14 protein-coding genes and 1 tRNA gene are annotated in these 13,295 nt (G+C 57.1%); 10 read left to right on the forward strand and 5 right to left on the reverse strand.

The window, feature by feature from the left end:
• Positions 1-31 precede the first annotated feature (31 nt).
• On the forward strand, positions 32-1,198 hold the full coding sequence (locus tag BM062_RS06710; RefSeq protein ID WP_092394959.1) for a phospholipase D-like domain-containing protein: 1,167 nt from the start codon (positions 32-34) through the stop codon (positions 1,196-1,198).
• A gap of 6 nt (positions 1,199-1,204) precedes the next feature.
• On the opposite strand, the gene BM062_RS06715 is transcribed toward BM062_RS06710, so the two are convergent.
• From BM062_RS06715 to mscL, 3 genes are all read right to left on the reverse strand, one after another.
• Positions 1,205-1,930 carry an anti-sigma factor gene (locus BM062_RS06715; protein ID WP_092394961.1) on the reverse strand — a complete coding sequence of 242 codons (726 nt, stop codon included), beginning with the start codon at positions 1,928-1,930 and terminating at the stop codon, positions 1,205-1,207.
• Positions 1,930-2,514 carry an RNA polymerase sigma factor gene (locus tag BM062_RS06720; RefSeq protein WP_092394963.1) on the reverse strand — a complete coding sequence of 195 codons (585 nt, stop codon included), beginning with the start codon at positions 2,512-2,514 and terminating at the stop codon, positions 1,930-1,932. The genes BM062_RS06715 and BM062_RS06720 overlap by 1 nt, the downstream gene beginning before the upstream one ends.
• Positions 2,515-2,706: 192 nt before the next feature.
• A complete protein-coding gene (gene mscL / locus BM062_RS06725) occupies positions 2,707-3,117 on the reverse strand; it encodes a large conductance mechanosensitive channel protein MscL (protein ID WP_092394966.1) in 411 nt (136 codons plus the stop codon).
• Positions 3,118-3,409: 292 nt separating this feature from the next.
• On the opposite strand from mscL, the gene petA reads away from it, so the two are divergent.
• From petA to BM062_RS06760, 9 genes are all read left to right on the forward strand, one after another.
• A complete protein-coding gene (petA, locus tag BM062_RS06730) occupies positions 3,410-4,030 on the forward strand; it encodes a ubiquinol-cytochrome c reductase iron-sulfur subunit (RefSeq protein ID WP_092394969.1) in 621 nt (206 codons plus the stop codon).
• Positions 4,030-5,436 carry a cytochrome b gene (locus tag BM062_RS06735; RefSeq protein ID WP_175500914.1) on the forward strand — a complete coding sequence of 469 codons (1,407 nt, stop codon included), beginning with the start codon at positions 4,030-4,032 and terminating at the stop codon, positions 5,434-5,436. The genes petA and BM062_RS06735 overlap by 1 nt, the downstream gene beginning before the upstream one ends.
• Positions 5,437-5,452: 16 nt before the next feature.
• Positions 5,453-6,235 carry a cytochrome c1 gene (locus BM062_RS06740; RefSeq protein ID WP_092394975.1) on the forward strand — a complete coding sequence of 261 codons (783 nt, stop codon included), beginning with the start codon at positions 5,453-5,455 and terminating at the stop codon, positions 6,233-6,235.
• 84 nt (positions 6,236-6,319) lie between these two features.
• Entirely contained in the window at positions 6,320-6,931 is a 612-nt protein-coding gene (locus BM062_RS06745; protein WP_092394978.1) for a glutathione S-transferase N-terminal domain-containing protein, read from the forward strand.
• A 79-nt stretch (positions 6,932-7,010) separates the two neighbouring features.
• A complete protein-coding gene (locus BM062_RS06750) occupies positions 7,011-7,520 on the forward strand; it encodes a ClpXP protease specificity-enhancing factor (RefSeq protein ID WP_092394981.1) in 510 nt (169 codons plus the stop codon).
• Positions 7,521-7,545: 25 nt separating this feature from the next.
• A tRNA-Thr gene (locus BM062_RS06755) sits at positions 7,546-7,621 on the forward strand.
• 739 nt (positions 7,622-8,360) lie between these two features.
• Positions 8,361-8,852, forward strand: coding sequence for a hypothetical protein (locus tag BM062_RS24960; RefSeq protein WP_139220005.1), 492 nt, complete (start codon positions 8,361-8,363; stop codon positions 8,850-8,852).
• A complete protein-coding gene (locus tag BM062_RS24965) occupies positions 8,830-9,555 on the forward strand; it encodes a hypothetical protein (RefSeq protein WP_139220006.1) in 726 nt (241 codons plus the stop codon). Before BM062_RS24960 ends, BM062_RS24965 begins: the two co-directional genes overlap by 23 nt.
• Positions 9,556-9,941: 386 nt before the next feature.
• A complete protein-coding gene (locus BM062_RS06760; RefSeq protein WP_254784962.1) occupies positions 9,942-11,234 on the forward strand; it encodes a hypothetical protein in 1,293 nt (430 codons plus the stop codon).
• Positions 11,235-11,424: 190 nt separating this feature from the next.
• On the opposite strand, the gene BM062_RS06765 is transcribed toward BM062_RS06760, so the two are convergent.
• Together BM062_RS06765 and BM062_RS06770 are read right to left on the reverse strand one after the other, a co-directional pair.
• Positions 11,425-12,207, reverse strand: a complete 783-nt coding sequence (locus BM062_RS06765; RefSeq protein ID WP_092394984.1) for a class I SAM-dependent methyltransferase — start codon at positions 12,205-12,207, stop codon at positions 11,425-11,427.
• Between the two features lie 108 nt (positions 12,208-12,315).
• The gene (locus BM062_RS06770) at positions 12,316-13,221 is read right to left on the reverse strand and encodes an AraC family transcriptional regulator (protein ID WP_092395109.1); all 906 of its coding nucleotides are present in this window, start codon (positions 13,219-13,221) and stop codon (positions 12,316-12,318) included.
• Positions 13,222-13,295: the final 74 nt, after the last annotated feature.

Below are 13,295 nucleotides of genomic sequence, written 5' to 3' on the forward strand. Positions count from 1 at the left end.
GCCGGATGTCGTCTCTCCTCTTTTCCATCGCATGCGCGCGGTAACCCTCTGCTCAGATAACCACATCACGCTGTTGCACAACGGCGCTGCCTTTTTTCCGGCGCTGGTTGCCGCCATCGACGCTGCCCGCGCCGAAATCTACCTGGAAACCTACATCTTTGCCGACGACGACACCGCGCAGCTGGTGCAGCAAGCGCTGACCCGCGCCGCCCGTCGCGGTGTCGCGGTCAGGGTAATTGCCGACTGGCTGGGCACCGGCCGCCAGCGCTCGGCGTCGCTGCAGCAGGAGTTCGCGGCCAGCGGCGTCATGTACCGCAGCTTCAACCCCTGGTTCCGGCGCGGCGTGGCCCGCATGCACCGCAAGATCTGCGTGGTCGACCGCCAGGTCGGTTTTGTCGGCGGCCTCAACATCATCGACGACATGGTGTCCGACGACGACCTGCGCCTGCCGCTGCCGGCGCCGCGCTGGGATTTTGCGGTGGGCATCAGCGGCGCGCTGGTGAACGTGATCCATATCGAACTGGAAGCGCAATGGCTGCGCCTGGGCGAAATGAAATTGCTGGCGCGTCTCCAGCAATTCAAGCGTACCCGTTTCAAGGGCCGCGGCCTCGCCCATGGTCCAGCCTCGGCCGGCCTGGTGCTGCGCGATAACCTGCGCAATCGCCGCACCATCCAGCGCGCCTACCTGCAGGCGCTCGGCCATGCGCGCGAGAGCGCCTTGCTGACCAGTCCTTATTTCGCACCCAGCCGGAAATTGCGGCGCGGCCTGGAACAGGCAGCGATGCGAGGAGTCGATGTCACTTTGTTGCTGGGAGTGGGGCAGTTCCGGCTGCAGGATGCCGTCAGCCATTCCTATTATCCGAAACTGCTGAAAGCCGGCGTCAAGATCGTCGAATACCGCAAGACCGCGCTGCATGCAAAAGTGGCGGTGATCGATGACGATTGGGCCACCGTCGGCTCCAGCAATTTCGACGGCTTCAGCCTGCTGGTGAACCAGGAAGCCAATGTAGTGGTGACGGACGCCGATTTTTCGCGTGCGCTGCGACAGCAGATAGCAAGCGGAATTGCCGACGGCGAGCCGATATCCGCCGACGCCTTCAACCATCGTTCCTGGCGCACGCGTCTCTGGCACGGCACGGCTTTTTTTGTATACCGCTTCCTGATGCGCATCATCACCATCGGCAACGACGAGCGCTGACGGCCGCTATATACGGACCCAGGCGCCTTTGAACAGGATCGGGCCGGTCGGTCCCTTGGGGTCCTGCGATCCGCCTTTCGGCTCCAGCGTCACCGCCAGCAGCGGCACCGTCTGCGGCGTGGCGTCGGCCGGCAGCGCCAGGCTGATGCTGCCGTTGGCTTCCAGCAGGCCGAGCGAGCGCGGCGGCCCTTCCTTCGGCACCGCCCACAATTCCAGGCTCTTGTCGGATGCGATCTTCTGCGGGACCACCAGCTTGACCAGCAGGCGGCCGCCTGGTGCGTCGCCAGTCACCACGGCGATCGGCTGCGCCTGTTCGTTGCTCAGCATGGCGATATACGATACCGCAGGTGCCGCTGGCACCGGCGGCAGCTCCTGCCTAGACAGCAGCAGCGAGGTCAGGATGATGGCGGCGGTGGTCGAAACCAGGCCGAGGCCGCGCCAAAAGCTCAGGTCTTCGCGCAGCTCGAACCAGATCGAGCGCTTGCGCTGAGGTTTGCGCGGCAGGTCGAGTTTGGCTTCGATGGCCGACCAGACTGCCGCGGGTGGCTGGGCCGGCGGCGCCAGTTCGGCCATGGGATGCAGGCGGTCCTGCCATCCGGCGACAGCCTGGCGCAGCACGGCGTGCCGGCGCAGCAGTGTTTCAAAACGGCGCCGCGCGCCGCCCTGCAAGGCGCCGAGCACGTATTCGGAAGCCAGCTTGTCGACCAGGACGGGATTGCGTTCGATATCCATCAGGCGCTCTCCAGCTTGCCGAGGCAGCCCTTGAGGCGCTCCAGGCCGCGCCGGATCCAGGTCTTGACGGTGCCGATCGGCAGCTGCAGCTGCGCCGCCACTTCGCTATGCGACAGGTCGTGATAGAACGACAGGGCAATCGCTTGCCGCTGCATGGCTTCCAGGCGCGCCAGGCAATGCGCCAGCGCCTTGGCGTCGGCAGTCAGCTGCAGCGCCTCCAGCGGCGTCGGGTCGGCGCTTTCCATGGCGTCCATGACTTCCTTGTCAAATGTATCGGCATCGATTTCGACCGCGCTGTCCGTGCGCCGCAGGAAATCGAATGCCTTGTTGCGCACGATGGTGGTCATCCAAGTCATCGGAGCCGCCAGGCTGGCCTGGTAGCTGTCGGCGTTGTTCCAGATGCTGACGAAACTTTCCTGCAGCACTTCTTCCGCCCACTCGCGCTTAACTAGTATACGCAGCGCGAAGCCGAACAGTTTCGGCGAGGTGGCGTCGTAGAGCGCGCGGAAGGCGGCGGCGTCCTTGCGCACGGCTGCGGCGAGCCAGGCTTTCAATTGTTCCGGTTGCAAGTCCTGGGAGGGCAATTCGGCTTCCTTTGCGCGCAGTGCCGCCGTTGTGTGCCGCGCCTGGATTTTGTTGTTGCGGAGCCAAGCCGGTTATTGCGCAGATTACCGCATGGTAACTTAGGCCGCAACCTGCAAAACACATATCTCCGGTCCGCCAAAAACAAAAGCCCGCTGCAGGCAGCGGGCTTCGGCGATCGGCGCAAGCGGCGGTTATTTTTTCAGCGAGTCGCGGATCTCGCGCAGCAGCACGGTGTTTTCCGGATCGGCGGCGGGCGCCGGCGGCACTTCGCCGCGCAGCTTGTTGATGATGCGCACCATCTGGAAAATCACGAAAGCCAGGATGACGAAATTCAGCGCAATGGTGATGAAGTTGCCGTAGGCCAGCACAGCGCCGGCTTTCTTCGCTTCCGCCAGCGTCAGTTCCGCACTCTGGCCGTTCAGCGGAAAGTAGTGGTTGGCAAAATCAAGGCCGCCGAAAATCTTGCCGACCACCGGCATGATGATGTCTTGCACCAAGGAATCGACGATCTTGCCGAACGCGCCGCCGATGATCACGCCGACCGCCAGGTCCATCACGTTGCCTTTGAGTGCAAAGGTCTTGAATTCTTGCATCATGCTCATGTGCTGACTCTCCATAACTAATGTTGACCATCGGGAAGATACTGCGATCGCGACCGGATTAAAAGGACAAATTTGTCAATTCTTGTTATTTTCCAACCCTGTACAAGCTTGCTGCAGTGCAAGAATGAGCTTCTGAAGGAAATTGTGCCAGATTTGGCAGCAGTTTCCATGGATTTAGCTGATTTTGTACCTGGCTGCATGTATTTCCTTTAAAACAGTCCTTAGCTTCGATATAATCTAGGGTTGCTAGAAGTTCCGTGCAAGTTTCGTATTTTGACTGATTGGGGTTGGTATGAGTATCGAAAAGCAGGTCGACTCCGGTCGACGTGGATTGCTCGTGGCTACATGCGCGGCAGGCGGTGTGGCCGGTTTGGCGACGGCGGGGGCCTTTGTCTCCACTTTCCAGCCATCCGAACGCGCAAAAGCCGCGGGTGCACCGGTGGAAGTGGATATTTCCGGCATTAAACCCGGCGAGATGCAAGTGTTCGAATGGCGCGGCAAGCCCGTCTGGATCATGAAACGCACCCCGGAACAGATGAAGGGGCTGGAACATACCGCCTCCGAAGTCGCCGACCCCGAGTCGCTCAAGCCCTACACCATGGACTTGCCCGACTACTGCAAGAACAAGTCGAACAACCGCGGCCGGGCCGGCCACGAAGAAACCCTGGTGCTGGTCGGGATCTGCCCGCACCTCGGCTGTTCGCCATCCTCGAAATTCGCCCCTGGCGCCCAGCCTTCGCTGCCGGACGACTGGCAAGGCGGCTTCCTTTGCCCCTGCCACGGTTCGACCTTCGACCTGGCCGGCCGTGTTTTCAAGAACAAGCCGGCGCCAAACAACCTCGACGTGCCACGCTACATGTACCTGTCCGATACCAAGATCGTCATTGGTAAAGACGAGAAAGGTGAGGCTTAATCATGGCATTCCACGAAAAACAGCTGCCGGCCGATGCTCCCATCGCCGACAAGGCGCTGAACTGGGTTGATGCGCGTTTCCCCGTCACGTCGACCTGGAAAGCCCATCTGTCCGAGTACTACGCGCCAAAGAACTTCAATTTCTGGTACGCCTTCGGTTCGCTGGCGCTGCTGGTGCTGGTGATCCAGATCGTCACCGGGATCTTCCTGGTCATGCATTACAAGCCGGATGCCGCCCTGGCGTTTGCTTCCGTCGAATACATCATGCGCGACGTGCCATGGGGCTGGCTGGTGCGCTACATGCACTCGACCGGCGCCTCGGCTTTCTTCATCGTGGTCTACCTGCACATGGTGCGCGGCCTGCTGTACGGCTCCTACCGCAAACCGCGCGAGCTGGTGTGGCTGTTCGGCGTCGGCATTTTCCTGTGCCTGATGGGCGAAGCGTTCATGGGCTACCTGCTGCCATGGGGCCAGATGTCTTACTGGGGCGCGCAGGTTATCGTCAACCTGTTCGGTGCGATTCCTTTCATCGGCCCTGACCTGTCGCTGTGGATCCGCGGCGACTACGTGGTCTCCGACGCTACCCTGAACCGCTTCTTCTCGTTCCACGTGATCGCGATCCCGCTGGTCCTGATCGGCCTGGTGGTTGCGCATATTATCGCCCTGCATGAAGTGGGCTCGAACAATCCCGACGGTGTCGAGATCAAGGAAAAGCTGGACGCCAAAGGCGTGCCGCTGGACGGCGTGCCGTTCCACCCTTACTACTCGGTGCACGACGTGATGGCGGTTGCCGTATTCCTGATCGTGTTCAGCACCGTGGTGTTCTTTGGTCCTGAAATGGGCGGCTACTTCCTCGAGTACAACAACTTCGTCCCGGCCGATTCGCTGAAGACGCCGCCGCATATCGCACCGGTCTGGTATTTCACGCCTTACTACTCGATCCTGCGCGCAGTCACTTCTGACTTCATCGTCTACCTGCAAGTCGGCGTCGCCGCCTTTGTCGCCCTGCTGTGGCTGAAGTCGAGCCTGAGCAGCATGCTCAAGATCGCCGCTTCCGTCATCGGCCTGGCCATCATCGGCGCCATGTTCGTGTTCGACGCCAAGTTCTTCGGCGTGGTGCTGATGGGTGTCTCGGTCGTCATCCTGGCCGGCCTGCCTTGGCTGGATCATTCCAAGGTGAAGTCGATCCGCTACCGTCCGAGCTGGCACAAGTACATCTACATCCTGTTCGCGATCACCTTCGTGGTGCTCGGGTACCTCGGCGTGCAGCCGCCTTCAGCGATCGGCGGCCTGGTGTCCAAGGTCTGCACTTTTATCTACTTCGGCTTCTTCCTGCTGATGCCATGGTGGAGCGCCGCAGGTACATTCAAGCCAGTGCCGGACCGTGTTGTCTATCACCCGCACTAAGCCAGAGGATAAGAACATGACATTGCTAAAAAACGCATTGCTAAAAAAATTACTGGCGACCCTGGTACTGCTTCCGGCGCTGGCTTTTGCCAGCGAAGAAGGCGGTTATCCGCTGGATACCGCACCGGAACAGAGCAACAACCTGTCCGCGCTGCAAAACGGCGCCAAGCTGTTCGTCAACTATTGCCTGAACTGCCACTCGGCATCGTCGATGCGCTACAACCGCTTGCACGATATCGGCCTGAGCGACGAGCAGATCAAGAACAACCTGCTGTTCACCGGCGATAAAGTCGGCGACTTGATGACGATTGCCATGTCGCCGAAAGACAGCAAGGCATGGTTCGGCGCCGCGCCTCCGGACCTGTCGGTGATCGCCCGCGCCAAGGCGTCCGGCGCCGGCAGCGGCCCGGACTGGCTGTACACTTATCTGCGTACTTTCTACAAGGATGACAGCCGCCCAACGGGCTGGAACAACATGGTCTTCCCTAACGTCGGCATGCCGCACGTTCTGTGGGAACTGGAAGGAATTCGTACTGCCAAATACGAAGACGTGAAAGATCCGCACGAAGAGGGCAAGACCGAACACAAGTTTGTCGGTTTCGAGCAAGTCAAGCCGGGCAAGATGAACAAGGTCGAATACGATGTTGCAGTAGCCGACCTGGTGTCCTATCTTGCATGGATGGGCGAGCCTGCTCAGAACACCCGCAAGCGCCTTGGCGTCTGGGTCCTGCTGTTCCTCGGCATGTTCTTCGTTCTGGCATGGCGTCTCAACGCGTCATACTGGAAAGACGTCAAGTAGTTTTCATGCCCGCGATTTTGCGGGTATGCGTTTTGGGGTGAGCCGTATCGGGTCTCACCCTTTTGTTTCTAAGGAACTATAAAAATGATGGTTCTCTATTCGGGTACAACCTGCCCATTTTCACAACGCTGCCGTCTCGTTCTGTTCGAGAAGGGCATGGACTTTGAAATTCGCGATGTCGACTTGTTCAACAAGCCGGAAGACATTTCGACCATGAATCCGTATGGTCAAGTGCCGATCCTGGTCGAACGCGACCTGATCCTGTACGAATCCAATATCATCAACGAGTACATCGACGAACGTTTCCCGCATCCGCAGCTGATGCCGGCCGATCCGCTGATGCGCGCCCGTGCGCGGCTGATGCTGTTCAACTTTGAGAAAGAACTGTTCATCCACGTGCACACGCTGGAGAACGAGAAATCCAAAGCGGCAGAAAAGAGCCACGAAAAGGCGCGCTCGGAAATCCGCGACCGCCTGACCACGCTGGCGCCTTTGTTCCTGAAGAACAAATACATGCTGGGCGACGAGTTCTCGATGCTGGACGTAGCCATCGCGCCGCTGTTGTGGCGCCTGGATCATTACGGCATCGAACTGTCGAAGACGGCTGCGCCGCTGATGAAGTATGCTGAGCGTATCTTCTCGCGCCCGGCCTACATCGAAGCGCTGACGCCATCCGAAAAAGTCATGCGTCGTTAAGATCGTGTAGATTACCGGCGTGCGCTGCCGCTGCGGCGGCGCACGCCGGCCCATGCCTAATTTTGTACCGTTGCTTCCCATGTCAGAAACTTCTACCAAACCGTATTTGTTGCGCGCCATTTATGAATGGTGCACCGACAATGGCTACACCCCGTATCTGGCGGCCAGGGTAGACGCGCACACGCGCGTGCCGATGCAGTTCGTCAAGAACGGCGAGATTGTATTGAACATCAGTTTCGAAGCCACCAGCGGCCTGAAGATGGACAACGAGTTCGTCAATTTCAGCGCCCGTTTCGGCGGCGTTTCGCGGGAAATCTCGGTGCCGGTGGATAACGTGATCGCAATCTATGCGCGCGAAAACGGCCAGGGCATGGCGTTCGAACCATCGGCTCCGGCCGCTGAAACGGACACCGAAGCCGCCTCCGAGCAGGAGGCTAATCCTGAGCCGTCAGCCTCGGTAACGCCGATCCTGAGCTCGGTGCCGTCGTCAACCAGCGACACAAAACAGAATTCGCCAGGGACGGATCCGGAAAAAGATCCGGAACCGCCAAAAAAAGGCGGAAGGCCTACCCTAACTCGAATTAAATAGGTATAATTGCGGACTTCGCAGTTTAGCTGGCTTAGCTCATCTGGTAGAGCACCTGACTTGTAATCAGGGGGTGGCGGGTTCAAGTCCTGCAGCCAGCACCAATATCTAAAAGGCCCACCGTTCGGTGGGCCTTTTTCTTTTGTTCCGCAAAAAGTCATTTTGTAGGTTTGACTAGCTTGCCCCTGCAGTGTCGAACATAGTGTTCAGTCATTGTCGCGGTTGCGTGGCCTTGCTGGTCCTGTGCGGCAGAAATGCCGTCAATTTCCTCCTTGTCGGTCCCTGCTTTCGCCCGCAAATCACGGAATTGGAATTCCTTTTATGCCGTTTGCAAGTTCGGGATAGGCTTTGATGGCGCTATCTCGTGCACGCGTAAATAAGCTGCGCAATATGCTCGCGTTCATTGGATAAGTGATCAAAAAAAACAATATCGAAGTGGATATCGCGGATAGGAAATCGGTTATCGGGTTTATATATCCGATTCTCAAAAAACTCACCAAGTGGTATTTCATGAGGCTTAGCGGCCAATGCTGGGCGAACAAATTTTGACCAAAAACTGAAAATGCTGACAAATTTTGGTAGCGCTAACACCAATTTCTATCTTTGAATGAGCTATTCGTCATTGGCACAGTATTTGCAAAAAAAGGATCGCATGACGGAGTGTCGTGTCGAACAATATTTCGACCTCATTGAAATCAAAACCGAAAATCTGGTTTGGCGTACCCGCATAGTCGCCTGGATATGACAGAAAACGAGCCGAGAAACTTCAGCAGATTGCATATCGCGGCCAGATAGACATTCAATTTCCAATGTGATTTCCAAGATATATGAAAAGGTCAGAGCGTGAATAAGCCAGGGATCGATGACAGCGGCAAATTTCCACTAACACTTCTTGATACAAGCGACACCATTAACGATGAGTGGCATGCCAATGCCATGACGCGTCGCAATTTCAGGTCCAGCCTTGGCGCTTTGTTCCTGGCCGGCTGTGGCAGTGGCGATATGGCGTCCGTGAGCACCCGTGTTGGTTCGCCAGCCGCTGCTGTCACTCCGGCGCCAACATCAACACCAGCATCAAGACCGCCAGAAACCACGCCACCGGAAACGGCAACTCCTTCCACAAACAATACATTTGTTCATCCTGGTTTGCTGCACGTGCAAGCTGAATTTGACCGCAGCACAGATCGCGGCTTTGATGTGAGGTTCCGACTGTCGTCAGGTTTCTTGCCAATACCTGGCGGCAGTCAACTACCTATTGGAATTTTTCCTGCAGAAAATGCTTGTAGGAAAACCGCGACGATTGTTAGGGAATATGTTTCAGATATCAAGAATTAAAAAGTTCGCCGCGTGTTTGTTCGGGCTTCTATTGTTTTCGCATACAACTGCGGTGCGTTGTGACGATCGGTTTTATGTTATCTGGCGAGATTTTGGATTGTCTGATGCAGCACGTCTAGTCAGTCAATATTCAGGCCGTTCGATTCGTTTAGCTCCAGAAGTGCGAGGAGTAATCAATCTTGCTTCAACCGATCCGCTTTCACCAGATGAGATTTTTTTCCAGTTCCAAAAATCACTTCGGGAGCGAGGACTGAAATTGATACACCTTGATGGCAATGAATATCAAATAGAGACGACAAATTCAAGTGCAGCAAGCGATCAGGCCGCGATTCGACATACCCCGGAAATTGTGACATCAGAATCGGCGGGGACACCGGCTACGTTTGCAAAATCCACTTGCAGCCTGGAAGAGCCGGTCGGCAGGCGCCGATATGTAGGTGCTGTATTTGCGTTCGAGCAACGCGCGCAGAGAATTGCCTCGCGACTCTGTGCGGCTGGAGCCGAAGCTATCGTCCTTGCGTCGAACGATCCAACGGATATGGGTTTTTCAGTTGTATTGCAGTACCGGGACAGTAGAGAAGGTTATCAAGCAATGATTTCTGCGGTAGAGCGGGCAGGATTAAATGATCTGATTTCCACACCGACGTTATCTGCCGAATTTTCCATGCCGGCAGGTAGCGCGGGTGAGGTCAAAGACAAATGAAGCTGCTGCTGTTTTCCCGTTGTCCGTGATAAAGCGTCATCCTCAAAGATCGGCGGGGGAGCATGTACATTTTCTATAACTGTTCAGAACATGGAGGGGCACTTTACGTCACTTTCCGGGCTAAGCGGGGTATCTGGCTTTGCCGTAAAAGCAGGCATGGTTCCTGCAGCGTGCGTGGACGTTGATGGCGATCATGCCAAGCAATACGGCGACACGTTTTTAGCCACAAATGCCGGCGGCGAAGCCTTGGGTAAAGCTGTTTTATCGGCTGCGGCATCGCGATGCGTCTCATGTCGAAGCTTGATCGGGATCGCTGACAGATCTCGAGTATCAACTTAAGCGGCGCGTGCTGCGATTGGTTTTCCTTCAATTTCACGGAGTTTCAGATGATTAGATTTTCGCTTCGACATGCTGCGGCACTGCTGCTCGCATTCCTCCTTTTCGGTTGCGGTGGCGGAACCGATAGCGCTCAAGGCGGCAACACGTCAGGAAGCACTGGCGGCAACACGTCAGGAAGCACTGGCGGCAGCACGTCAGGAAGCACGGGTGGCAGCACGTCAGGAGGCACGGGTGGCAGCACGTCAGGAGGCACGGGTGGCAGCACGTCAGGAGGCACTTCAAATGCCGCAGCGACTGCCACTTTAGTGGCCAAGCTCGGCAAGCCTTCTCGAGTGCTGGTCGGACTCGGCGCGGGCAATTCATTGGCGCAAATGCAAAGCCAGAGCATTCATCCGGATATCGTCGATACCTACCTGGTGGGCGTCGGTGCGGGCGCGTGGCCTACCTGGAACAGTCCAGACGGCGCCTACATCACCTATACCGCGCAAGCTGTCCAAGCCTACGGCGCGACCCCGATGTTTACGTTTTATCAGATGGCCCAGAACGGCGGCGGCAACTTGAGCGGAATCAACGATGCGACGTTCATGAACAACTACTGGGCACAGGCCCGGCTAATGTATCAACGCATTGCCGCGCTTAATGCGCCCGTTCTGATCAATCTGGAGCCGGATTTCTGGGGTTTCGTATGGGCGCAGGCGCCGGGGCATGATCCGGCCCAGATACCAGCCGTCGTCAGCAGCCAGGCCGAATGTAGCGGATTGCCGAATACCGCCGCCGGCATCGGCCAGTGCCTGGTGCAGATGGGCAGGAAGATCGCACCTAATGCGTTGCTCGGATTCCCGCCCTCGTTCTGGTCTGGCTCCCCGGCTGAGATTGGCGCCGAAATGAAAGCGGTTGGAGCACATCAGGCGGATTTCATCGTTGCCCAGACGAGCGATCGAGACGCCGGCTGCATGGAAGTCGCATCGCCTCCAGCGGAATGCGCAGGACGAACCGGGTCGTTCTATTGGGACGAAAACAATATCGCTACACCGAATTTCCACCAATCGCAGAGCGCGATCTCGGACTATCGCACTGCGCTGAGCAATGGACTCCCGATCCTGTGGTGGCAGACGCCGATGGGCGTACCGTCCTCTACGCCAGGCGGTACCAATCAGCACTATCGCGACAACCGCGTCGACTACATGCTGCGCAACACGCAGGAATATGGCGACATCCACACCTTCGCCATCGTCTTCAGTTCAGGAGGCACCTTCCAGACCACGATCAACACTGACGGTGGACAATTTGCTCGCCTCCTGAGTCAGTATCTGGTGCAAGGTGGCGCCGCTCTGCGGTAGCGACCGGCCGCCGCCGGCAGCGCTGCAGTCAGGCACTCGCCGGTACTGAAAAGCAAAAAGCTCGCGTAACCAACGCGAGCTTTTAAACTTCCGATAGCCTCCTTGCCAGTGAGCGTATGCGGACACGCTGACATTCTTCGCGGTCAAAAACGCCTGGCGCCAAATGCGGCGAGGCCATCCGGCCAGGCCGCTATCCGAGGTACTTCACCGCAAAAACGTAAGCGCAGTTGGTAACGAAGAGGAATGGCTTGAAGCGAGCGGGCAAAGACGCCGCAACTACTTGCCACACAGGGAGGTGCGCAGGATGTATGTCTTCCACGATCAGGTAACCGCCGCGTTTTAGTTTCGGCAGTCCGAAAATCATCGTGGCCAGGTTCGCGTTTGGCGAATGGAGGCCGTCATCGATGATCAAGTCGAACTCCATCTGCAATTCTTTGCCGAGCGCGCTGATTGTGTCCAGGTCAGTCTGGTCGATAAAGAAGGTCTCGATCCGTTCCTCGCGGAACAAGATGCGTTTATCGATATCGGCGCCGAAAATCCGCGCATTCGGCAGGAAATCCCGAAACGCACGCAGCGATGCACCCGGGCGTCCCGCACTCCCCATGTTCGACACCACGTCCTCGTTATTGGTGCCCAGGCCGACTTCAAGCACATTGGCGACTGCTGCGGGATTGCTCAGTATCGCGCCATACAGGTGGTGATAGTTGTGTGGTTGCGCCTTGTCGCTGCCATATTGGTCGAACAGGATTTTAAGCGCTGCTGCTGCTGCCTGGGCATCGGGGGTTGATGCGAACTCTTGCGCAGGTATCGCCCGCAGCTCCGTGTGCCCAAGGTCGCTGAGAAGGCGCGCCAAAAAGGGAACGGTCTGGTTTGCCGCTTGCAATACCAGCGCCGCGACGGTATCGATCTCACCGGCTGAAGAAACTGTAAATATGGGAAGGGCATCAATAATTTGCCGGCTGTCAACTATCATTTATTATCCATTCTGGAAATTATGCTGGGGTTGATGCTCAATTTGAGGCGGGCGCTGATCTTCCACGGATGTTAGCATAAGAGAAAGGGGCCCTTGAAGGCTTAGCGATTAATGCGATGACACATAAATCGAAGCAGGATCGGCCTCAGGCAAGGCGAACGCCTGCTGCATTCTCGCTACTTCCTCAATCGGCGTCCTGCCGAACAGGCGTTTGAACTCGCGGCTGAATTGCGAGGCGCTTTCATAACCCACTTCGACGCAGGCGCTGGCAGCAGTCAGGCCATTTCGCGCCATCAAGAGCCGCGCCTGGTGCAGGCGTGTCGACTTCAGGTATTGCATCGGTGAAGTCGCGGTGACGTTCTTGAAATGGGAATGAAACGACGGCGCGCTCATGCCGGCTTCCTTGGCAAGTTGATCGACGTCGAGTTTCTCGTTATATGACGCGTGGATCTTTTTGATCGCTTTCGCGATTTTGCCGAATTGTCCCTCATTCACGAGGGCTGCGCGCATTGACGCTCCCTGGTCCCCAGTCAATACGCGCAGATAGATTTCTTTCACCAGTGCCGGGCCGAGGATCTTTGCTTCCATGGGTTCGTCCATGGCTTCCAGGAATCGCAGGACCGACGCCGACATTTTCTCGTCCATTGCGGTGGCGAACATGCCTTGAGGAATTGCATCGCCTGGCTCAGCAACTTCCATCTGCAATAACAGGTCGGCGAGCATCTTGAAATCGAGCCGGAAATAAATTGCCAATAGCGGCTCTTTTTCACTTGCGTCGGTTTCCATCGTGAACGGCACCGGCACCGATACGGCCAGGTAGTGCTGCGCATCGTAGACGTAGGTTTGATCGCCTAAAAATCCCCTTTTTCTCCCCTGGCATACGACCACAATTCCCGGTTCATAGAGAACCGGCGTCACGCTCAGCGGGTGGTTGGAGCGAAGAAACCTCACGTCTCGCAGATACGAGAGGTTATATCCCTCGTTTGGCGCGAGTCTTGTCAGCAGGCTTACCATGCGCTGGTGCTGCTGTTTGCTGTTGTTCGTCAACACGGTCACCTGCTGTGGATTGATCAAAGGCTTAAGGTTAA

The organism is Collimonas sp. OK412 (genome assembly GCF_900112135.1).
In the GTDB taxonomy this organism is placed as follows: Bacteria; Pseudomonadota; Gammaproteobacteria; order Burkholderiales; family Burkholderiaceae_D; genus Collimonas; species Collimonas rhizosphaerae.

Bases quoted from the DNA above. Each gene is read 5' to 3' on its own strand.
- BM062_RS06710 (WP_092394959.1), top strand. From the start codon at position 32: ATGCGCGCGGTAACCCTCTGCTCAGATAACCACATCACGCTGTTGCAC.
- BM062_RS06715 (WP_092394961.1), bottom strand. From the start codon at position 1,930: ATGGATATCGAACGCAATCCCGTCCTGGTCGACAAGCTGGCTTCCGAA.
- mscL (WP_092394966.1), bottom strand. From the start codon at position 3,117: ATGAGCATGATGCAAGAATTCAAGACCTTTGCACTCAAAGGCAACGTG.
- petA (WP_092394969.1), top strand. From the start codon at position 3,410: ATGAGTATCGAAAAGCAGGTCGACTCCGGTCGACGTGGATTGCTCGTG.
- BM062_RS06740 (WP_092394975.1), top strand. From the start codon at position 5,453: ATGACATTGCTAAAAAACGCATTGCTAAAAAAATTACTGGCGACCCTG.
- BM062_RS06745 (WP_092394978.1), top strand. From the start codon at position 6,320: ATGATGGTTCTCTATTCGGGTACAACCTGCCCATTTTCACAACGCTGC.
- BM062_RS06750 (WP_092394981.1), top strand. From the start codon at position 7,011: ATGTCAGAAACTTCTACCAAACCGTATTTGTTGCGCGCCATTTATGAA.
- BM062_RS24965 (WP_139220006.1), top strand. From the start codon at position 8,830: ATGTTTCAGATATCAAGAATTAAAAAGTTCGCCGCGTGTTTGTTCGGG.
- BM062_RS06760 (WP_254784962.1), top strand. From the start codon at position 9,942: ATGATTAGATTTTCGCTTCGACATGCTGCGGCACTGCTGCTCGCATTC.
- BM062_RS06765 (WP_092394984.1), bottom strand. From the start codon at position 12,207: ATGATAGTTGACAGCCGGCAAATTATTGATGCCCTTCCCATATTTACA.
- BM062_RS06770 (WP_092395109.1), bottom strand. From the start codon at position 13,221: ATGGTAAGCCTGCTGACAAGACTCGCGCCAAACGAGGGATATAACCTC.